Source organism: Roseomonas aerilata DSM 19363 (genome assembly GCF_000711725.1).
Taxonomy (GTDB): domain Bacteria; phylum Pseudomonadota; class Alphaproteobacteria; order Acetobacterales; family Acetobacteraceae; genus Roseomonas; species Roseomonas aerilata.
Window position 1 is genome coordinate 1 of record NZ_JONP01000030.1, and the last position, 21,404, is coordinate 21,404.

A 21,404-nucleotide genomic window follows, 5' to 3' on the forward strand; every position below is an offset into this window, starting at 1 on the left:
CTAGGGCCTGTTAACGCCTGAGCCAGTCGAAAGAAGCGGCGAGGTGGAGAACACCAAGGAACGATGCGGCGGTCTTCTCGTAGCGGGTGGCGACGGCACGCCATTCCTTGAGCCTGGCCCAGAGACGCTCGACGAGGTTGCGGTTGTTGTAGATCCACTCAGGACAGGCGAGCGGTTCCTCGTTGCACTTGGCCGGGATGACGGGGCGGGCGCCGAGGTTCCAGATGTGCTCGCGGAAGGCGTGGCTGCTGTAACCGCGGTCGGCCACCACCCACCGGGGCACGCCGGGCAAGCGGTCGAGTAGGGGAATGGCCTGAGGCAGTTCGTGGGCTTGGCCAGGGGCCAGGGAGAAGGCGACGGCGCGGCCGAAACCGTCGGCGACCACGCAGGCCTTGGTGCCATAGCCGCCGCGAGAGCGGCCAAGCGCCTCACGCGCGTCCCGTCCCGCCGCAGTCTCCCCTTTTTGGCTGCTCCTGCCGCCTTCTGGTGCGCCGGGACCGAGGTGCCGTCGAGGAAGGTCATCCCGAGCGAGACACCCCTCTCCTGCACCAGACCCAGTAGGCGCTCCCAGACGCCCAGGCGGGACCACCGGATGAAGGTCTGGGCCGCCATCCACCACGGGCCCAACTCCTCCGGCAGCGCCCGCCACTTCGCCCCGTTGTCGTGCCGCCAGACGATTGCGCTAATGGTCCGTCGCAGATGCTGCGGCGGTACCTTGGCCGCTGGCCGGCACGCCTCGATCAGCGGCTCCAGCACCGACCACTGCTCGTCCGTCAGCCCCATGCCGCTCTCCCCAAAGCCAGGAGAACGTCAGGGCTGCACATCGGATCCAAGCGCTAACAGGCCCTAGTCTCGACAAGAAAGGTTTGGCGAAGCTCTGCCGATGGCCCTGGCAAGCGTCAGACAGCGGCGGGCGCGGGGCCTTGATCGTCATCTTGCCTCAGACGCCGGGAGGTCACGCGGGCGACCCTTCTCGTCGATCGCAACGTACGTGAAAACGCCCTCGGTCACCTTCTCTGCCGGTTTGCCGCCGCGTTCGCGAGCCTAGGTTTCAATCCTGACGGCAACGGACGATTTGCCCATCTCCTGCAGCGTACAGTAGCAACTGACCTCGTCGCCGACCGAAACGGGCCGCAGGAAGCGCATGGCGTCGATGCTGACGGTCGCCACGCGTCCTTCCGCGTGCTCGGCCGCAAGGGTACCCCCGGCCAAGTCCATCTGCGACAGGGTCCAGCCGCCGAAGATACTGCCTCCGGCATTGGTGTCACGTGGCATGGCGATCGTCCGCAGCTGTGCGCCGCCGGGGATCTCGGGAGGCTTTCCAGTCAATGCTCGGTTCCTTTGCTGGACGACAGTCGCTCGACGTGGGTAGTTAAACGCTGCCCCCGGCGTTGCTGCCGCATAGCGGAGGCTTCAGACATTCAGGGGAACGTGCCCGCCACGATCGGGTTATCAAGTCCGGGTTCCTGCCGAGAAACTCGCCTGCCGCCTCGAGGCCAAGGAACACAGAGGCCAAGTCGCCGGGGAGGACCTATCCCGACGGCCCTGCGTTTCCTCTGTCACGGCCGAGCTGCCGAGGGCGGCCAGGACAGGAGCGTCAGCATGGGCACCGTCGAGTTTGTCGCAGGCGAGGCCCGCAGCTCGGCCGAGGCGCGCATCTCCGCCATGGCGTTTTGGGAGGAGGTGAGCCTCCTCGTCTCCTCTCTCCTGTTCTTCCTCGCCGGACTCGCCGTGCCGGAAGCGCTTACCGGTCCCGGCGGATGGCAGACTTGGCAGACTTGGCAGGCAGGAGTAGCAGCGGCTGGCATTCTCGCCACGGTGATTGCGCTCGGCTGGCTTGACTCCCTTGTCTCGACACGCCTTCCCCCGCTTGCGGCCGCCCTCGCCGGAGAACATGCGGCAGGGCGGGCGGCGGCAGCGGGGGTGATGGCCTGGGCCTCGACACGCTCAGTCCTCGGCCTCGTTGTCGTCCTCTCCGTTCCCCGGGCATGGCCGGATGGCACCCCCTTTGCGGAAGGTGGGCTGCTCCTCGTCGTGGTTGCCCTGGTCGTCCTTAGTTCGGTTGGTCTGCAGGGCCTGACGCTGCTTCGCGCTGCGCGGGCAGCAGCCCTCCAGAATGGAGGTGACACCAAGCAGGAGGAGACGCGAGCTCGGACGCTCGCGGCAAGGGCACGGGAGAGTGCCGGAGCGGGAGACGACGTGGCGGACGCTAACGGTCTGGCGGCGGAGCGGCGCACGCTGCTTGACCTCCGGGAGCGCGACGAGATCGGCGATGAAGAGCTTCGGAACCTGCTGCGCGAAGGCGACCTCCGGAAGCGAGCCGCTGAAGGTGATGCAGAGCCGGGCGCGCCTCCCCCGCGGCCCTGAACCTTCCCGCCAGAGGTTTCTCCTTACAAGCATGAGGAACTTAGGGGGGGGGTATGCCGCAGATCGGGCACGACTTTCAGCTTTGCAATCAAGCCGGCGCAACCATTCACGTGGATAGCCTGCCACACGCTGGTCCATGTACGGGCCGGTCGAAGCTGGCACGAAGCCTGTTGGAACAGACCCCAAGGTGTTCCCTAACGAGGCCCACTCTGTCAGAGGTCAAAACCTAGATACGACCAATCTACTCGTGCTCCAAAAACTTGCCAGGCTTGTTCTCAGGGAGGGACAGATGCACCAGTCGCGGCCAATTAGTGGCGTGCGAATGGGTTGGGGCGTGTTCCTTACCTCCTGGGCGCTGGCAGCTGTCATTGCTCTCGCGCTTGGCCGTGACGCCAATTGGGACCTGCGCAACTACCATTACTACAATGCTTATGCCTTGCTTGAGGGGCGCTGGAACCTGGATCTTGCGCCAGCAGGAAGCCACACGTTCCTCAACCCCGCCCTTGATCTACCCTTCTATATGATGACCCGAAGTGTTCTGAACCACTCGCCGCGTCTCATCGCTGCACTGCAGGCAGGCTACCTCGGCCTACTCACCTTTCTCGTTCTCCTCATCACCAACATCGTTTGCCACGGTGATCCGCAGCGGGTGACCGGAACGAGCGCATTGGTCGCCGCCTTCGGGCTGACAGGAGCGGCGACGCTGCCAGAGGCGGGCACCACCTTCAACGACCTCCAGATCGCCTGCCTCGTAGTGGGGGCGGTGCTCGCGCTACTCCTTGCCGCCAGAGCTGATGACGTCCTCGCGACAGGCAGGGCGGCACGCCTTCGCCTGCTTTCCGGCGTGCTTGGAGGAGCTGCGATTGGCTTGAAGCTGACCGCAATGATCTTTCCGCCCGCCCTGATGGTTACGGCGATGATTGCTGGTCCCTTCGGCATGCGGCGGCAGTTGCGCACCCTGGTCCTGCTCGGGAGTGGTGGCGCTGTTGGCTTTCTGCTCACGGGAGGACCATGGGCTTGGTTCCTGCTCGAGCGCTTTGGGAATCCTTTCGGTCCATTCTTGAACGAGGTCTTTCACTCGCCCTGGTTCCCGCAGGAGACCATCCGTGACACGCGCTTTCTCCCAAGTAGCGCTTGGCAGGCTCTTATTTATCCGCTGCTCTGGGCGCGCCGGTCGGCTTGGCTGGTAACCGAGTGGCCCGTCGCTGATCCTCGCCTCGCGGTCGGCCTGGTAGCGCTGCTGATTGCTTCCGCAGCCGGGATGTGGAGATGCCTGGCCAAGTCAGCGTACAATGCTCCTGACGACCAGCCCCAACAACACCTGCCGATGGAGAGGCTAGCTGCGCAGCGAGCCTCTTGGGCCGTCATGGGGTTCATCGTTGCCGGCTATGTCGCTTGGCTCGCCATGTTCAGCATCCTGCGTTACGCAGGTCCCGTTGAGGCGCTGCTCGGCGTGCCCGTCTGGGCAATGGGACGTGATCTGCTGCTACGCAGAGCGCAGGCGCTTGCTGTCGCATATGGACTAGTAGGAACAAAGCTGTTCTACCGGATTGGAACGGGATGGGTCGCCATCGTGCTCGGTGCCTGTGCCCTCGCCACTCTGTATCCCGAGTGGAACCGCCAGCCCTTCCATTGGGTCGATGAGCCCCAAGGTGCAGCGGCGGTTGCTGTCACGCACGTCACTTTACCCCCGGAAGCACTGGTAGCGATGGTAGGACCCGCGGTGTCCTTCACAGCGCCATTCATAACAGGCTCTGGAGTACGCTTCATCGGTGCGCCGCATCCAGGTGAAGCTGGGCCAGCTGCCTTTCGGACAGCCATGGCCGAGGCAGTCCGAACAACAGCGCAGTCACACACAGGGCCAGCTTTCGCGATTGTGGAAGACCCGGACGACTACGACCGCGAGGTGGCTGCGGCGTACGGAATTTCCCTGGATCTCGCTTCCTGCGTCAGGCTTCCGAACAATCTGACCACGCTTGTTCACCTGTGTCGCTGGCGGTGATGCGAACGGCCAATCGAGCCTACGTTGATGGATCTGCTCGCCAATGCAATTGTTGCATCGGGGCGCCGCCATAAAGGCCGCCTGCTATCGGGCTTCTTTCCCCTTGCCCTGGTCCAAAACCAATAACCCGAGTTGCGCCACGTGTCGTGCCACCTCCGCGCCGGCCTCCTCGGCCCGTTTTGGGCCCCGCGGGAATCGAGAGCTGTGCTTTGAGCAGCAGAAGCTCACCTTGGGCATGACCCTTCCCTCTGATACCGGCAGCGACGAAAGCGGTGGCCAATGAAGCTTAATTCTTCCGGTGACGTTCTGTAATGAAATGGGGTTGGAGGCGTCAACATCATGTTCCTGCCGCGGTGGCGCCCCGCCTTTCCCTTCTCAGCGCGCTTCAGACCGATCCTGACTCTGCTCGCGCTAACAGCGTCTTCGCCCGCCTTGCCGGCGTGGCCAGCGCTCGCGCAGTCCCGACAGGCGGCCGGAGACAGTAGCGAGCTGTGGTTCGATCCGACCCAGTTGCCGTCGTTCACAGGGATGGTCGAGCGCTTCTTGGTAAACCCGCGAGGTGAGGTGGATGCGCTACTATTTCGCGAAGGGCCGCAGGTCTCCTTCCCACCGGACGTAGCCGATGAACTCCGTCGTATCGCGGTGCCGGGCCGACCCTTGATTGTCTGGGGAGTACGCGCCCGTACGGCGCCGGCCATCACCATGCTTGCATTCGCCCCAAGCAGTGAAGTCACGCCAGTGGTGCTGGATCGGTTCTACTGGAGGCGCCAAGGCACAGGCGTGAACGAGGGGGCGGCGCGGCTCTCGGTTACCGGGGCTGTCCGGTCACCCTACTATGCTCCGCAAGGCGAGATCATTGGCGCGATCCTTGAGGACGGAACAGTGGTGCTGCTGCCCCGCGGCGCCGCGACGGCAGAGATAGCCCGGCGGTCCTTCAGGCCGGGTGCACGTCTCGAAGCCGAAGGTCTCGGGTACCAGAGCGAGGTTGGCCGCGCAGTACTGGCGGACCGGCTAGGCGAGCCCGGTGCGATGCAAGCGGTCTCTGGCGCTGACGGCGGGCCAGCGATCAATTCCCAGCCGCCCCTAGGGAGCCGCTAACCGATGAGCGATCGCCGCAGAGATCCGGGCAGCCCTGTGGATGGCGATGAGGGCGGCGGCCGCGAGGGGTTCATCCTCCGCTTCTGGCGGCTGGCTCGTGGCTACTATACGGGCGACGAGCGCCGCTCCGCTTGGTTGCTCACCGCAGGGGTGATCGGACTGACGCTGGTGCAGATCGGTATCCAGGTGCGCTTCAATCTCTGGAACCGCGACTTCTTCAATGCCTTGGAAGCTCGTGACCGGACGGCCTTCTTCGGTCAGATGGGCACCTTCCTGCTGCTGACCGCTGGCAGCATGGCGGTAGCGGTGTTCCAACTTTACGTCCGCCAGATGCTGCAACTCCGCTGGCGGGAGTGGCTGGTGTTTCGCCTGCAAGCACGGTGGCTGGCTGGTAGCCGTCATTACCAGATGAACTTCCTGCCAGGCAGTGCCGATAATCCTGACCAGCGGATCAGTGAGAACACTCGCTGGGCGACGGCTATGGCCGTCGACATGGCCGTCGGACTTTTTCAGTCGGCCGTGATGCTGGTCTCCTTTGTGGGCATCCTTTGGACGCTGTCCGGCCCGTTGCTCGTCGCCTTCGGCAGCAATGAGTTCGAGATCCCAGGCTATATGGTGTTCGCCGCGCTTATCTACGCCGTGATCGGATCGACGCTGACCTACTTCATGGGCCGGCCCATGGTGGACATAAATATTCGCCGCAACGAGGCGGAGTCCGACCATCGCTTCGCTCTCATTCGGATCCGCGAGAACAGTGAGGGTGTAGCCCTCATCCGGGGAGAGGCGGACGAGGATCGCGGATTGCGACGGTCGTTCTCCCACGTCGTTTTGGTCATGAAAGACCTCATGCGAAGTGAGCGCCGGCTGATGTGGCTGACCTCAGCCTACGGCATGGTGGCCGGGGTGTTCCCGATCCTGGTGGCCAGTCCCCGCTACTTCGCCGGGGCGATCACGCTCGGTGTTCTCATGCAGATCGGCTCTGCCTTCGCCGAGGTGACACGGGCACTGAACTGGTTCGTGGATAACTTCCCACGCATTGCTGACTGGCGCTCCCACCTTGAGCGCGTGGTCGCTCTCGAGGACAGCCTGGACTCAGCTGACCTCCTGGACGCAGGAGAGGTTCGGATCAGCGTCACCGAAGGTCCTTTGCCGGACGGGCGGGAGGTGTTGGCCTTCCGTGATCTCCAGATCGCACAGGCAGACGGTAACATCCTGGTTGGCGAGGCTAATGCCGAGATCCAGGCGGGCGAAAAGGTCTTGATCGTCGGGGAGAGCGGTACCGGCAAGTCGACTCTCTTCCGGGCGATCTCGGGTGTATGGCCGTGGGGTTCCGGGGAGATCAGGGTGCCGCCGCGAGACCATATGATGTTTATGCCGCAGCGCCCTTATCTGCCACTCGGGACACTTCGCGGCGCCATAGCCTACCCTGCTGCCCCTAAAAAGTTCCCCGACGCTGCTGTGACAGCCGCCTTGGAGCGCTGCGGGCTGGCGCACCTGACGGGTCGTTTGGACGAGGATGAGCGCTGGGACCGTATGCTTTCTCTGGGAGAGCAGCAGCGGCTTGCCTTTGCACGCCTCTTGCTGCACCACCCGAGGTGGGTGTTCATGGACGAAGCAACAGCCGCTCTGGATGAAGCCAATCAGGACGCCATGATGGGGTTGTTCCGGGAAGAATTATCGGACAGCGCACTTGTGTCGATCGGCCACCGCCCGGGTCTGGACCTTTTCCATGATCGCACGCTAACGCTCATGCGGTCACCCGATGGGGCCAAGCTCATGGCGCCGCGTCGGCAGCGCACCGTCACTACGCGCGGGCGCCGCAGTGGCGCTGGCGGTCCTGTAAGTGTGGCCCGCAGAGGCGTGGCACGGATCCTTCGAGGCCGGCCCAAGCGGACCTGATCCAAGAAGGGCGAAGGTCCCGTACGCCGCTTGAGCCGCGTGTCCTCGATACTGAGTGTTGAACCCTGCCACAGTCTGCTCTAGGCGGCCGTATGCCCCAGATCGATGCCCTGCTGGCACCCCACCGCAACATCGGCTGGGACTTCGACGGCACCCTGATGGGACATCCTAACTCGCCCCTGATGCACGACTACATTCGACGTTTTCCGGCGAAGCGGCACTGGATTGTGACCTTTCGCTCTCACGGTCTCGAGGAGGAGGTCTTCTCACTGCTGCGGGGCGCCTACTACGCTGGCGCCCCGCGCCGCGCGGACTTCGTGGCAATCCTCAGCATCTCAGGCTGGGCGCATTACTCCTGGAACCGCATCATGACGAAGCGCCGACGCGGTTGGAACGGTGCCGAGACCCTGACCGAGCGCTATTGGGACGGGTGGAAGGGCCGCGCCTGCCAGAAGGCGGGCATCACCGTCATGATCGACGACGACGCCTCGGCGGTACGGGGCGGGTGCGAGGTCCATGGTATCGTGTACATCCACCCCTCGAGCTTTGATGAGCCCGTGACGCCTCAGCGCTGGCCTTTCCCACCCCGATGATTAGGGGGAGCAACCGGGGCAGTGACGAGCCTCGAGCAGGCGAGCCTACAATCGGCGTCACCGGCGGCCCTCCTCGCGGAACCCGCGTCATGACCTGCTTCCAATGTGCCGAAAGCCAGAAAGCCCCGGTTTGCTGCGCGAACCATCCGTCATCCGCGCACGCCCCTCCTGAGCTCACCGCCGTCTTCGGCTGATCCGGCGAGTACCCCAGTGCGATTGCACCAGCCTTCCGTGCGCCCCAGCAGGCGCAGCACCGTGGCAACTGCCCCTTCTCCAACCCTTACGCACGATAATAATAAATTATCGTGCTTAAGTGGTCGCTTGAGCGGCCTAACGCACTGATTTTATGGGCCGTTGGCCCAGCATCGCCATGCGGCGGGCCTACTTCCCCGCCCTCTCCCACCATTCCGTCCTTTAATCCTCATTTCCTGACGGAAGGGGACGTCAAGGTGGCGCATGAACTACAGCGCGCCCCCTCCCCCGCCCAGGCCGCCCTCAGTGCATCTGGGGCAAGGTGGCGGAGCAGAGCCGGCCGCAGGTCTGACCGTCAACACAGCGAGGCGCGGTAGACGACTGGGGGAACACGGACTTGGTCAGTCGGCCAGTTCTACTGCTGCTTTGCGCCCACCCCGGCCATTCGCGTGGGGCTTGTCGCCTCCCGGAAGCGGACATCGCTGCCCAAGCAGCAATTAGCCGCAAGGGGTGGGAAGCGGTCCTAGTGCAGTTTGATTCCGTAATGATACAATTCTCATACGCAGGGTGTACGGTGCGAAAGAAGTCGCTAGCCGTGGGCTCAGAACCAGCCTTTGCATCTGCTGCCCCAGATGCCCCATAGGGAACCCACCCATGGAACCTCTCACGAGGCGCCGCTTCCTTACGGCTTCGCTCGGGGGTGTTGCCGTTCTGGCCTCGGCCGGGGCGGTCGCGGCCTACGCCGTGGTGCTGGAACCCGGCTACCGTCTCATCGTCCAGGAGTATCGGCTGTCGCTCCCCGGATGGGGTGAGCGACCACCCATGACGCTTTGCCTGCTTGCAGACCCGCACTGCTGCGAGCCCTGGATGCCGCTCTCCCGCCTGCAAGGGATTGTTCGGCTCGCCAATTCTTTGCAGCCCGATATTCAGATCGTCCTTGGGGACTTACCTGCTCACCACCGGTTCGTGTCGAAGCGACTTCCTATGACGGAAGTGGCTGCCATCTTGGCAGAACTCGATGCGCCGCTCGGAAGGTTTGCCGTGCTAGGCAACCACGACTGGTGGGATGACCTGGAGGTGCAGCGAAGCGGAACTGGCAGGCCCGCCATCGAAGGGCACCTGAACCGTGCCGGCGTCCCGGTGCTAGCGAATGCCGCCACGCTGTTACCCCACGGGCGCGACGGAATTTGGCTCTGCGGCACTGATAGCATGTGGGCTTTCCGAAGGCGGCAAGGTGCTGATGACCTCCGAGGCACTCTGGCGCAGATCAGTACCGATGCGCCGGCTATCCTGCTCGCCCATGAGCCGGACATCTTCCCTTCCGTACCGGCGCGCATCTCCCTGACGCTGTCAGGCCATACGCATGGTGGGCAGGTCCGGGTAAATGGTTACTCCCCCATGGTGCCCTCGGCCTATGGGAACCGGTACGCTTACGGCTTGGTGGTAGAGCAGGCGCGAAACCTGATCGTGTCGGGTGGCCTGGGCTGTAGCATGATGCCGGTTCGCCTGGGCGTCCCGCCTGAACTCACCCTCGTTCATCTCGCCTGAGTGTTTCAGCCTCAACAAGTACATCTGCTTGAGGTCGCCTGCCGCGGTAGCGGCCCAGGCGGGGGCAAGCGGTGGATAGGGCGGTGAGCGGACTTAACCGATTGCGCCAGGACGAACTGGGCACGATCCTCTATGAAGCTTCAGAGGTAACCGAATGTACGCCTACTTGAGTTGCCTCGGCCATGTGGCCGCGCTGTGTGTTGGGCTTCATGTCGGTATAGCCAGCCCTGCGGCAGCACAAGGATTGAGCCCCGCTCGCATTTTTCCGGACCACTACGAGCAAACCATTCGGGGCATCACCGTCCATCTACCAAAGTCATACGCCCGGTTCGTCTTCGGAAATTATGGCTTCGATATCCAAGCCTACGCTGATGACTTGCGACCGTATAAACCGACGAGTGTCCCTGATGGTGCACGGACCGAATTAAGCGATACCATCACCGTCGCTGTTGGCGGGCAGCGGCGCTTCCCCGGTCACGACTGGGTCCGACGAGGTATCATCATCCGTGCGGAGGGCCAGAACCACGTTCCAGCGGAGCAGGCGGACCGGCTTGATGGTCCAAATGGGCCGCTAGTTCCGCAAGGGCTCACCTATTACCGCGCGCTGCCCGCATCGATTCCTAACTCTACAAGACGCGAAGATCTGTTCGTGCCGGATGAGCCGAGGCTCGATCTCGCGGGCACGCCTCTACCGGAGGCGATCTTCTGTGCTTCGGTGCATGACCTGTTCCTGCCGTACCGAGCACCCTCACAGCGTTATCAACTGAGATGCATGTGGATGTTGGTGTGGCGTGATCTCGAAGTTTCTGTGCTGGTAGACCGGGGTTATCTCGCTGACTGGCGCGGGTTTCGCACACGCGTTTTGACACTACTGGAAAGTTTCGTTGTGACCGGCCCTGCTGAGGCAGGCCCCCCCGAAGATCCTATAGTCGTCAAGCAATAGCTGACGATTGAATGTGGACCAGCGACATTGGTGCGAGGAACGCGTGGCCTGTCAGCTGCCAAAGGGCCCCTGGCCGCATATTCTAAGTCCGCTTCAGGCCGAGGGCGGCGCTAAGCCCCTGGTCAGAGTCTAGCGCCGGAAAGGTGAAGAGCGGACCTTCCCTGATAATCCGGTCGGGCCCCCACCCCAGCCGCTCAGCTACGCAGCAGTTGCTCAGCCAGCATCGTGTGCTTCTCGTCCGCCTGCTTTGCCTCGTCGGTGGACTGCTTCATCTCGCGCCCGGCGTCCTCCAAGCCTAGCTTGTTCAGGTAGTTGGCCATGGTTCCAAAAGCAGCGATCCAGTAGTGCAGCGCGAGTTGTCCGTTGGCGATGATGCCGAGGTCGCGGCTATTGCTGTCGGGTGCCTGCTGGCGAATGCGGCGGCTCACCTCATAGTGCGCCTCCAGCACGGGATTGTCGCCCTGCTGCCCGTTGCCAGCCTGCTGCATCGCCCGATCGATCCGCTGGGCCCATTGTTGCGAGGTCTGGTTGCCCTCCTGCAGCGCGGCCTTCAGCTCGGGGGAACTCACATCGTTGCTGATCTCGTCGGTGGCTTTGGCAGCGACGTCGCTCCCGGCCTTCATCGCGCTGAGACCTTGCGCCACGATCTGCTTCAGATTGTCGTCGGCCATGTTCTCTCTCCTCCGAGCACCAACCGTCATGGCCAGTCACGGACAGCAGTAACGCTTTAGACTGCCGACGTTTTGCTCGACAGAACAAACTTCGATGAAGGTTGTGAGGTGATTGAACAGACAGGATCACCGATCTGGCCGATCTTCGAGTGTGCCATTGCAATGCCCGTGGCAGACCTGCGAAGCAGGTGAAGCCGCTGAAGGGGATGGAAGCTGACGCTCTGGCGGTGGGCCGCTAAGGACTTCAGTTCGGCACAAGCATGGAGCGGCACTTGGACATCGAGATCGGTCCCTTCTCGTCCGGGGACGAGGCAGAGATCATTGAGATCTCCATCCGTGCTTGGGCGCCCGTGTTCGAGGAACTCGAGCCCGCGGTTCCGAACTATGTGTTCAAAGCCTTCTATCCAGATGGTTGGGCAGCGCGCCAAGTGTCGGACATTCGCAAGTTCCTGAGGGACGAAGGCGAGAAAACCTTTGTTGCCAAGGCCGCTGGGGCCATCGTGGGCTGGGTCGGACTGCGCCTGCACCCTCAGGACAGGATGGGCGAAATCTATATCCTGGCCGTCGACCCCGGGTGCCAACGGAAGGGCGTCGCCGCGTGCTTGATGGAGCGCGCCAAGTGCGAGATGCGGCGAGCCGGGATGAGGATTGTCATGGTCGAGACGGGCGATGATCCCGGACATGCGGCTTCGAGAGCAACGTATGAGAATGCCGGGTTTCGCCGATGGCCGGTCGCTCGCTACTTTCGCGAGCTCTGACTGGCTGGGGGGTTAAGCCTGCGTCGGGTTGCCTGCCGCGGTTAGCCACCCAGGCAAGAGCCACCGCTGTTCGGAGTGGAAACCAGACTTTCATTTGCCGACCGGCACGATGGAAGCCATGAAGGAGGGATGCTCAAGACCTCGGAAACTATCCTCGGCGTGTTCCCGGCTGCTGTGATCTTCGACATGGACGGGCTGCTGTTCGACAGCGAAGCCCTCTATCGGGATGCTATCCTCGCCGCAGCTGGCGAACTGGGGCACGCCTTCACGGTTGCCGACTTCCTCAAGCTGGTTGGGCGTCCTTGGGCGACTAACCGCCTCGCCATACAGGAGCACATCGGCCCTGCCTACGATGTCGAGGAGTTCCGCGCGGCCTGGTTGCGGCACTGCCAGCTTATGAGGGCCACGCTTGCGCTCAAGACCGGTGCCGTGGAGCTGCTGGACCGCCTGGATGAGCTAGGGATTCCGCGCGCGATCTGCACCTCGTCCAGCCGGGATGACGTGGAGCACAACCTTCAACTTCATGCTCTCACCGGCCGTTTTGACGCGATCGTCGCCGCCGGCGACTATGCTCGGGGAAAGCCCGCGCCGGATCCCTTTCTGCGCGCTGCCGAGATGCTTGGTGTGCCCCCTGCAGAATGCCTTGCCCTTGAGGACTCCTACAACGGGGTTCGTGCCGCTGCCGCTGCCGGCATGCACACGATCATGGTCCCTGACCTTCTGCCCGCGACAGACGAGATCAGGCCGCTCTGCCGTTCAATCGCTGCCGACCTGCACGGCGTCCGTACCTTGTTGGGTTAGATGGGCGCACCTCGGGTTGGCACTGGAACCAGCCTCTCACTGAGGGGCAAGCGCTGGGTGGGGTGGTGAGCGGACCTCAAGAAGCGAGCTGGGAAAATACGATCGAGCGGCGGGATACCTTTCGCCCTGTTGTTCTACCTCTGCCCCGATCCCTCGCGTGGCTGCTCCTTGATGAAATCCAGGAACGCGCGAAGAGGAGGCGGCACAAGCCGTCGCCCGGAGTAGTAGAGGAACGGGCCTGGGAAGGAGGACCACCACTCCGGCATCACCGGCAGGAGCGCACCGCTGTCGAGATGCGGGCGCAGCCAGTCCTCGAACAAGCCGATGATGCCTGCGCCCGCCGCGGCCATGTCAACGGCCAGATCCATCGCGCCGGCCACGCTGACGATGAGCGGGCCGCGCGGCTCGATACTCACGGCCTCGTCCCCACGCTGCAGCTCCCAAGGTCCCGTTAATCCTCCGCTCCGGAAGCGGCCGAGCAGGCAAGCATGGTTCAGGAGGTCCCGGGGATGGGCGGGCTCCCCTCGTCTCCGGAGATAGTCCGGCGCCGCGGCAAGGGCGAGGCGCTGCACGCGCGGGCCGATGGGCACCGCGATCATGTCCTGCTCGAGACGCTCGTCGTACCGGATGCCAGCGTCCGAACCGGCGGCGAGCACGTCGATGAAGCTGTCCTCGGCGACGATCTCGACTTCGATGTGCGGGTACCGGGCCAGGAAGCCAGGAAGGATCCCCGGCAGGACGACGCGCGCGGCGGCGACGGGTACGTTGAGCCTCAGCGTCCCGGCGGGCGTGTCGCGAAAGCCCTTCATGGTCTCCAGGGCGGCTTCGACCTCGCCCAGGGCAGGAACGAGACGATCCATCAGGCGGGCACCCGCCTCGGTCGCGGTCACGCTGCGGGTTGACCGGTGCAGCAACCGGACGCCGAGGCGCTCCTCCAGCCGCCGGACCTGCTCGCTTAGCGTGGATGCGCTCGCGCCCGTGCTGCGGGACGCGCCGCGGAACCCACCCGCACGCGCGACAGCGAGAAACGCATTGAGGTCCGTGAGGTTCGTGGACACGTGTCCGGATTTCCGTACAGCCCGTGCGCGATAGAACGAATTATCGGCGCAGTCGGCAAGGTGCAGAAGGGGGGTGCCAGCCAAACAGGCTGAGCTTCGAAGAGGACCCACTCCATATGACCCAGGTAGCTGAAGCGGCGACGACCCATCCCACCCGCACCGAGCTGGTCGCTGGCCTTGTCTCGATGATGGCGAACTCGCCGCGGTCGCCCATTCTCCGCTCACCGGCCGACGACGGCCTGGCGTACTCGGACGTCTTCTTTCCCGCGATGGACGGCGTGACGATCGAGGGTTGGTTCATCCCGGCAGACAGCGATCGCCTGATCATTGCCAACCACCCGATCTGGGCCAACCGCTACGGGTTCCCCGGCCACCTGGAGCCCTATGGCAACGCCTGGAAGGCAAGCGGGAACAACATCGAAGTCAACTTCATGCCGGACTACAAGCATCTCCATGACGCGGGCTACAATGTCCTGGCCTACGACCTGCGGAACTTCGGCCAGAGCGCCGCCGGCAGTGGCGGCGTGATCGGCAACGGCATCCGGGAATACCGCGATGTGGTCGGGTCCCTGCGGTACGCGCGCTCACGCCCTGACCTGCGTGAGATGAAGATCGGCCTCCTCAGCCGCTGCTGCGGCATGAACGCCACGATGGTCGGCTTGGCCAAGCATCCGGAGGAGTTCCGGGACGTCCGGGCGATCGTGGCCCCCCAGCCAATCTCGCTGAGCGCTTTCTACCGCACGATCCTCGGTCACATGGGCATGCCGGACGCGCTCCCCGAAGTAACAGACGCCCTGCGGCGTGCGACAAGCATGGAGCTGAAGGACATGGACATGCCGCCCTATGCCGCGGCCGTGACGGTCCCGACGCTGCTCCTGCAGGTTCGGAACGACACCCTGACCACGCCCGACGACGTGCAGGCCATCTTCGACGCCATGCCGACCGAACAGAAGGAGCTCCTCTGGATCGAGGGCACGAACCGGCGCTTTGACGGCTACAACTACCTGCCCGCGAACTCGGAGCCGATGATCGACTGGTTCGGTCGTTTCGTGGGCTAGAGGCGGGTTTGAACAGCACCGTAGTAGGGGACCAGCATTTCAAACCACCCGGTGGGTTCACAAAGCGGAGCCCACTGGGTCGCAACGGCCGAGCGCATCACTGGCGAGCTGATCCGCGGTATGATGCCAGCCTGCAACGGGACGCATCCTGCCAAGGTCCAGCTCTGTTCAGGTCCGGACCAGCCAAGTCGCAGCATGTCCTCTGATGGCAGGTTTCTCGACGCTCCGCCCAAGAGCGGAACTGCCGCTCACGGCCAGCGCTGGCCGTTCGGATCGGTGCTGGGAGTCCCCCCTCGCCCATCAGGCACGATAAGTAGGGGATTATCGTGCGGGGGCGGCGGAAGCGAAGGATGCTGATCCCTAGTTGCGGATCAGCGACCGATGTCAGGCATCCGGCGCCGCCAGAAGGACGCGACAGCCGCTAGGTTCTGAGGAGCGAGGTGTTCGGCATCGAACGCTGCCCCCGCCATCAGCCGCAGGGCTTCGGCGGCAAGCGCGCGATCGTCCACGGCCTGGGCAAGGCGGGCGGCCCCAGCGAGCACCGCGTTGACCCCGAGTAGTGGGCCCCTCTCGTCGCGGCCAATCCGCTCGCCCGCGATGATAGCCCGGACAAGGGCGGGCACTTCACCGCCACGGCCCTCGGCGATCCGGCGTAGCGCGATCTCGGCGAGGAGGTGGGGCCGCAGCCAGGCATCGGCGCCCGCGACGACGGAGGCGTCCTGCTCGAGGCTGGGGTCGCGCACGAGGGCGTACCAGACGTTGGCACGGTCGGTCCTGTCGATGAGCGGCAGCGCAGCCACGAACCGCTGCTGCTCGCCGAGGCGGAAGAAAGCGACGGCGAGGCTCGACGGCATCGGGAGGCCATCCGGCAGGTTCGCGGCGGCGTCCTCGGCGAGGGTCCGCGCCATCTCGCGGTCACCGAGGTCGAGGTATAGCAGCGTGGCCTCGGCGGTCAGGGCCGCGCGCCGGATCCGTGGGGCGGCGCGCGCCCGCGCAGCAGCTTCTGCCGCGAGTGTCCGGGCAGCGGCAAGGTCGCCCAGGTCAGCGACGAGACGGATGACCTCCCGCAACATGGGAGACCCGAGCGCGATGGCGCGGCGGAGGACTGGCAGGATCGCTTCAGGTGGCTCCCCCACTTGCCGCATCGTCCGTGCGAGGGTCCAGAAGCTGGAGGCTCGCGGCTGAGGGAGGGCCTCCTCTGCCGCGGTCGCGCGCGCCACGTCCCCGATCTCTGCCCAAGCCTCGGCGATGAGGTTCGGCTGCAGCCTGCCTACGTCGATCGCGGCTTCGACGGCCTCGGCCGCGCCGGCCAGGTCGCCACGCGCGAACAGGACGGGAGCGAGAGAGCGTAGGGCTCCGCTGCGCGTCGGCTGGCGCGGCTCGGCACTCACTGCCGGCAACTCCTGGATAGCCGCCCGCCAGCGGGTGAGCAGCTCATCGACGGTGGCGTAGGCAATTCTGTCGTTACGCAGCGCCCCTGCGTAGGGTCCGACGAGGAACGTGCCGTCGGGCTCAAGGTCCTCCAGGCCGAGGAGGTGGCGCGAAAGGCGGAAGTAGAGGCTAAGGCGATCCGAGGCTGGAAACTCGGCGGCGGCGGCCGTTGCCTCCAGCGGGGCAAGGTCGGCCAGCACGTCGGGCCGCTCTCTCGCCGCGGCCGCGATCTCCAGCAGCGCAATCCGCCCCCTCGCCTCCCCTTGCGCCCACCGGTTCGGCAGCCGCTCGGCAATCGCCTGCGCCTCAGTGATGCGGCCAGCTCCGGCAAGGCCGCGGGCGATCGCCCCGAGGGCGGCTTCGCTCGCCGACTCCGCGGCGGCTGCGGCAGCAACGTCTGCAAGACAGGCGACACTTGGTGCCGCGCGGCACGCGAGGGCGGCCGGGGAGCGCAGGGCCGGACTATCGAAGCGCGCGCTCTCGGAGAGGGTGATCAAATCCGCGCAGCGTTCCAAGCCGAAGCGGATGCCGATACGGAATGTCGTTGTTGCCGTCCCGCGCTCATAAACGGCGGTGTCCACCTCACTCCGCCCCGCGCCGACGGGCCGTGGATGCATGTGATGGAGGAAGCTGATGCCTCCGCCACGCGGACGCTCGTCGCGGTAGTCCGGTCCGAGGACGTCGACTACGTCGGACAGCGTGACGCATGGCCCTGTCCGCGCGAGCCCGATTGTCATCTCGCGGAAGGGGGCGCTCCCGCCGCTCTGGCGAACGCGGTACTCCGAGGCGGGGAAGGCGTGCCCTGCCTCGCCATACGCGAGGTCCTCGCCCACGACACGATAGCGGGTCTCGTTCCCGGAGCTTTCCGGAACGGGCTGAAGGCGCACGGCGAGCGCGGCCTCCACCACCGCCGGGTCCGCGATCGAATGCCGCTCCGCGAGAGCCGCCACGCGCTGGAGCAGGTCGGCCGCGCTGGTACGGCCCGGGGGCGGATCGGGCCAGGTGCTCGAGCAGGCTGCCTCGGTCGCGGCGGCCTCGACGATAGAAGGGTCGGTCCCCCATTCGCGGGCGAGAATACCGGTTGGGTGCGGAAGAATCCCGGCCGATGCTGCAGCGGCATCCACGTCGAGGCCGTAGAGTTCAGTGGGCGTGTAGCCGCGTCCACGCGTCACCGCCGCTCCTGCGATGGCCGCGGCCCGGCGCCCATCCGGAGTGATCGCAGCCTGCCGCACGATGCCGCAGAGGCGCGTGAGGCGCGCGGCACGCCCAGCCTCCAGGAGGTAGAGGTCAGTCGAGAGCCCGAACGAGCCGTTCCCCGGGCCGTAAGCGATGTTGGGCCGCCCGGGGACGGTGGCGGCGAGCAGGACGCGTGAGCCGTCCGGCGTCGCCGCGAGGGGAAGTGCGAAGCGCGGCGCCGGCCCCTCGCGGGGCGCGAGCGGGACGGTCACGACGCGCGCGGGTGTACCGCCCGCCTCAACGTCCCACGCGAAGAGCCGGAGCGTGCCGAGGTTGTCGCCGGATGGGAGTGCCCGCGCCTCCTCCCTCAGTCCAGGGATCGTGTCGTCGAACGAGTCGCCCGAGAACAGCACTCGCCGCTCGGCTGAGCCTCCAAGGATGCGCCAGATGTAGCCATCAGCCCTGCCCCAGCGGAGGAGGACAGCTTCACGCGGTGGTGCCGCTGGGTCGGATGGCTGCTCGAAGGAGGCGAGGAGGTTCGGCGAGCCGTCCTTTTGCAGCCCGTCGGCCGAGAACAGCACGCGCCGCGGCTCCAGCGCGTCGTAGGCGATGGAGCGAACCGCTCCGAGGAGCGTCCGGTGAAGGACACGCTCCTCCCCAGATTCAAGGTCCGTCTCGACGAAAAAGGTACCCCGGTTCGGGTCGTGGGTCGCGCACTCGGCCTCGGTGAGACAGAAGCGGACAGAAACCAGGCGGCGGCCATCCGGCGAGAAGGCGAAAGGGCCGGATGAGGCGAACACTGGCCCGACATCGCGACGGCCGGTCCCATCTTCGGCGGCGAAGACGCCGATGCGCCGTCTCTGGGCCCACTCGACAACTCGCCGCTGATCCTCGCCCGTTAGCACCGAGATCGCGACTTGCTGCCCGTCGGGCGAGAGAGCGATGCCCCAAGGATTGGCAAGGTCGTAGAAGGCACGGACAGCCTCTGACACGCTGAAGGCGGCCGCGGGCGCTGGCCTGAGCGAGGCCGGCGCGATGGCGGCGAGCGCTAATGCCAGGAGGCGGACCTTCGTCGCCTTAACAGCCCGTCTATGATCGATGTTTGACATGGTGGCAGAGAGCATCTCCGCAACGATCTTAGACCGACTGCTCTCTCGAGACGAGACCGCGCATGGTAGGTGCGGCGGCAAATGCCCAAACAAGGCTGCACTCTCTGCTTGCCGAAGATCCGGACGGCTCGGGATACTAGCCGGATAGCAGGGATGAGATCCTGGCTGATGGCCCGAGCAAGGCTGAACCTCACGGCGCCCGCCGATTGTGGCAAGGGCCCCTACCCTGCCTATCACGCACGCTGCTAGAGGGTTATCGTGCCTTACTTGTGGGAGATACCCGGTTTTGCTGAGGTTTTCCTGCCTCGCGGGAAGCCAGCGCCGCGTCCCGCGACGGGCCGCTCCGTTCCGTCCGCTAATCCCCTGTCCGGACGGAAGGGGGGCCCAGGGGACGCATGGATGCCGAAGAGCCCCCTCCCCGCCGCAACGTGCCAAAACCCTGCTGCTGCACACGCGGCTGCTGGGTGACCTGCGGGTGCCCGGAACCGCCGAGCAGGCGCTCTCGGCGCGCGCCGCCGTCTACGCCACCCGCGCCCGCGGCGAGGGCACCCGCCGCGCCTACCGCTCAGCCTGGAGCGCCTTCGAGGCGTGGTGCGCTTCCCTCGGCCGTGAACCGCTGGCGGGCGACGCCGAGACGCTCGCCATGTACGCCGTCCGCGGCGCCGACCGCGGCCTCACGGTTGTCAGCCTTCGCGTTCACCTCGCCACCATCCAGGCCGCCCACCGCCTCGCCGGCCTCGCCCTGACCTCCGCGACCTGCGCCTCGTCATCGCTGCGCGCGGGGCTCGTCACCGCCGCCGGCGAGGCCGGCGCCGACCTCGCCCAGGTTATGCGCCAGATCCGCCACCGCTCCGCCGATGTCGCCCCCGCCTACCTCCGGCCGGCCGACCTTTGGCGAAATACCCTGACGAGAGGGATCTGGGGTGCGCCGGAGGACGCGGATTGATCAAGCTAACCTTGAACATTCAACACGACGGCAGCGCCTGCGGGCTGACGGTGCACCGTCGAGCCTCACAAGTCAGAAATAGCAGATGATCGGCCGTCCAGCGGTGCCGATCCGCAATTCTCAGCCACGGAAATCCACCTCCGCCGAGGTGGTGAAGGTCGCGAAGCGCTGCAGGACGCGGATCGCGGCCGCATGATCTTCAGCGGTGGGGCAGGCACATCCGTCCTCGATCACTGTCATGACGTAGTCGCGATCGTGCCCATCCCGCACCGTGCCCTGCACGACCGCGATTGTAGAGACGCCCGAGAGAAAAATCCGTTCGATACCCTGCGCCCGTAGGATGGGCTCCAGCCCGGTGCCATAAAATGGGCTAACGCGGTGTTTCACAATGTCAAAGTCCCCCGGCTGAGGAGCGAGTGCCGCGTGCACCTCGGTGCCCCAGGTGCCGAGCTTGAACAGTCCATGCTGCTTCGCGCCGGAAAAGATTGCCGAGGTGGAGGGGCATTCCCGGTAATCCGGGGAGAAGCCAACACGCACGTAGCCCACCGGCACGCCCGCGGCGCGCGCTTTGGCGATAGCCGTTGCGGTATTCTCTATTATTCCCCTCTCGCGCACCTGTTGGCCGAGTGGCCCTTTCCCGTTCGGACCCTCCTCGGCAACCAAGTCGTTCTCCATGTCGAGCACGAGGTAGATGGACTTCATCTGATCTCCCTTCTTTATCTTCGGGCCAAGCCCTACTCGTCCAGGCGGACGCCGAGGCGCTCCACCCGCGCTTTCCAGATCCGGTCCTCGGAAGCGAGATACGCGATGAAATCATCCCGGCTCATCGGATCGGCCACCATCCCGTTCGGCGTCAGGAACCCCGCCGCGCCCGGACCAGCAACGAAGCCCTGCACGGCCGCGCTAATCCGATCCGCTACGGCCGCCGGCGTGCCGGGCGGCGCCAGCAGCGCGAGCCAGAGGTCACCCGCGAGCGGGATGCCTTGCTCCGTCAGCGTGGAAACTTCCGGTGCTGCGGGAAAGCGCGTGGCCGAGGCGATGCCGAGAACCGGCAGTCGCCCGCCTTGGGAAAGCGCCACGCCGATCGGTAGCATCATGCAGTCCACCTGGTCCGCCAAGAGCGCCGCAACGGCCGGCGAGGCGCCCTGGAAGGGCACGTGCTGCATCTCGGTCCCCGTCTCCGCCTTAAAGCTCTCCATCATCACCTGAGAGGTGCTCGCCACACCCCACGATGCGAAAGTCATCACCGGCGAGGCGCGCCGGGCCCGCTCGGCAAGCGCCGGCCCGTCCACCACACCAAGGCCGGGACGAGACACCAGTGAGAAGATCAGCCGCCCTACGGAGGAAACCGGCACGAAAGTCTCGGGCCGGTAGGAGAGACGACGGTACACATAAGGGTTCACCGAATGCGTATCCGCCGTGGTGAACAGCAGCACGTGACCGTCCGGCGCTGACTGCTCCACGAAACGGGAGCCGATGATGCCGTTGGCGCCCGGCCGGTTCTCCACCACCACAGGCTGCCCGAGCAGCGGGGAGAGCTCTCGCGCCACCCACCGCGCCAGCAGGTCGGTTGCCCCGCCGGGCGGATAGGCTACCACGATCCGCACCGGACGGTTCGGTGCCCAGGCACCCTCCTGTCCGAAGGCGGGGCCAACTGCTGCAGTCAGCCCCGCCGCAAGCACACCCCGCCGCCTCAGCAGCACCGTTCCCCTACCTGGCATCCGTCCTCTCCTTGTCCGTGCACGCCCTCCCGC

17 protein-coding genes are annotated in these 21,404 nt (G+C 65.3%); 10 read left to right on the forward strand and 7 right to left on the reverse strand.

Features of this window, described 5'->3' with window-relative positions:
* Positions 1–10 precede the first annotated feature (10 nt).
* Positions 11–783, reverse strand: a protein-coding gene (locus BO39_RS31445) for an IS5 family transposase (RefSeq protein WP_156963838.1) whose coding sequence is annotated in 2 segments (ribosomal slippage) — positions 11–456 and positions 456–783 — 774 coding nt in all. Because the reading frame shifts where the segments join, the coding sequence is not laid out codon by codon here.
* 261 nt (positions 784–1,044) lie between these two features.
* Entirely contained in the window at positions 1,045–1,329 is a 285-nt protein-coding gene (locus tag BO39_RS23165) for an acyl-CoA thioesterase (protein ID WP_342666341.1), read from the reverse strand.
* A 273-nt stretch (positions 1,330–1,602) separates the two neighbouring features.
* Between BO39_RS23165 and BO39_RS23170 the strand changes: the two genes are divergently transcribed.
* The 6 genes from BO39_RS23170 (at position 1,603) to BO39_RS32830 (ending at position 10,642) form a co-directional block, all read left to right on the forward strand.
* Positions 1,603–2,367 carry a hypothetical protein gene (locus BO39_RS23170; protein WP_052402504.1) on the forward strand — a complete coding sequence of 255 codons (765 nt, stop codon included), beginning with the start codon at positions 1,603–1,605 and terminating at the stop codon, positions 2,365–2,367.
* 289 nt (positions 2,368–2,656) lie between these two features.
* Complete coding sequence (locus BO39_RS32825) at positions 2,657–4,369, forward strand: hypothetical protein (RefSeq protein WP_156963839.1); 1,713 nt, start codon at positions 2,657–2,659, stop codon at positions 4,367–4,369.
* Positions 4,370–5,470: 1,101 nt separating this feature from the next.
* Complete coding sequence (locus BO39_RS23175) at positions 5,471–7,366, forward strand: ABC transporter ATP-binding protein/permease (protein WP_084698409.1); 1,896 nt, start codon at positions 5,471–5,473, stop codon at positions 7,364–7,366.
* Between the two features lie 92 nt (positions 7,367–7,458).
* Positions 7,459–7,959 (forward strand): hypothetical protein, encoded by a 501-nt coding sequence (locus BO39_RS23180; protein WP_043838033.1) that lies wholly within the window; start codon positions 7,459–7,461, stop codon positions 7,957–7,959.
* Between the two features lie 846 nt (positions 7,960–8,805).
* On the forward strand, positions 8,806–9,699 hold the full coding sequence (locus tag BO39_RS23185; RefSeq protein ID WP_043838035.1) for a metallophosphoesterase: 894 nt from the start codon (positions 8,806–8,808) through the stop codon (positions 9,697–9,699).
* 154 nt (positions 9,700–9,853) lie between these two features.
* Positions 9,854–10,642: a hypothetical protein gene (locus BO39_RS32830; protein ID WP_156963840.1), complete on the forward strand. Its 789-nt coding sequence runs from the start codon at positions 9,854–9,856 to the stop codon at positions 10,640–10,642.
* A gap of 194 nt (positions 10,643–10,836) precedes the next feature.
* On the opposite strand, the gene BO39_RS23190 is transcribed toward BO39_RS32830, so the two are convergent.
* Positions 10,837–11,313, reverse strand: coding sequence for a DUF892 family protein (locus BO39_RS23190; RefSeq protein WP_043838037.1), 477 nt, complete (start codon positions 11,311–11,313; stop codon positions 10,837–10,839).
* 272 nt (positions 11,314–11,585) lie between these two features.
* On the opposite strand from BO39_RS23190, the gene BO39_RS23195 reads away from it, so the two are divergent.
* Together BO39_RS23195 and BO39_RS23200 are read left to right on the forward strand one after the other, a co-directional pair.
* On the forward strand, positions 11,586–12,071 hold the full coding sequence (locus BO39_RS23195; RefSeq protein WP_211257535.1) for a GNAT family N-acetyltransferase: 486 nt from the start codon (positions 11,586–11,588) through the stop codon (positions 12,069–12,071).
* A 129-nt stretch (positions 12,072–12,200) separates the two neighbouring features.
* The gene (locus BO39_RS23200) at positions 12,201–12,872 is read left to right on the forward strand and encodes an HAD family hydrolase (protein WP_211257536.1); all 672 of its coding nucleotides are present in this window, start codon (positions 12,201–12,203) and stop codon (positions 12,870–12,872) included.
* A 134-nt stretch (positions 12,873–13,006) separates the two neighbouring features.
* On the opposite strand, the gene BO39_RS23205 is transcribed toward BO39_RS23200, so the two are convergent.
* On the reverse strand, positions 13,007–13,930 hold the full coding sequence (locus tag BO39_RS23205) for a LysR family transcriptional regulator (RefSeq protein WP_043838040.1): 924 nt from the start codon (positions 13,928–13,930) through the stop codon (positions 13,007–13,009).
* 116 nt (positions 13,931–14,046) lie between these two features.
* Between BO39_RS23205 and BO39_RS23210 the strand changes: the two genes are divergently transcribed.
* Positions 14,047–14,988, forward strand: coding sequence for an alpha/beta hydrolase family protein (locus tag BO39_RS23210; protein ID WP_043838043.1), 942 nt, complete (start codon positions 14,047–14,049; stop codon positions 14,986–14,988).
* Between the two features lie 371 nt (positions 14,989–15,359).
* On the opposite strand, the gene BO39_RS23215 is transcribed toward BO39_RS23210, so the two are convergent.
* Positions 15,360–18,704 carry a hypothetical protein gene (locus BO39_RS23215; protein ID WP_156963841.1) on the reverse strand — a complete coding sequence of 1,115 codons (3,345 nt, stop codon included), beginning with the start codon at positions 18,702–18,704 and terminating at the stop codon, positions 15,360–15,362.
* Between the two features lie 475 nt (positions 18,705–19,179).
* Here BO39_RS23215 and BO39_RS23220 point away from each other — a divergent pair, with 475 nt between their 5' ends.
* Positions 19,180–19,650 (forward strand): site-specific integrase, encoded by a 471-nt coding sequence (locus BO39_RS23220; RefSeq protein WP_043838047.1) that lies wholly within the window; start codon positions 19,180–19,182, stop codon positions 19,648–19,650.
* A 120-nt stretch (positions 19,651–19,770) separates the two neighbouring features.
* Here BO39_RS23220 and BO39_RS23225 read toward each other — a convergent pair whose 3' ends face one another.
* Together BO39_RS23225 and BO39_RS23230 are read right to left on the reverse strand one after the other, a co-directional pair.
* Positions 19,771–20,352: a cysteine hydrolase family protein gene (locus BO39_RS23225; protein WP_043838050.1), complete on the reverse strand. Its 582-nt coding sequence runs from the start codon at positions 20,350–20,352 to the stop codon at positions 19,771–19,773.
* 32 nt (positions 20,353–20,384) lie between these two features.
* Positions 20,385–21,371, reverse strand: a complete 987-nt coding sequence (locus BO39_RS23230; RefSeq protein ID WP_084698410.1) for a Bug family tripartite tricarboxylate transporter substrate binding protein — start codon at positions 21,369–21,371, stop codon at positions 20,385–20,387.
* Between the last annotated feature and the right edge of the window lie 33 nt (positions 21,372–21,404).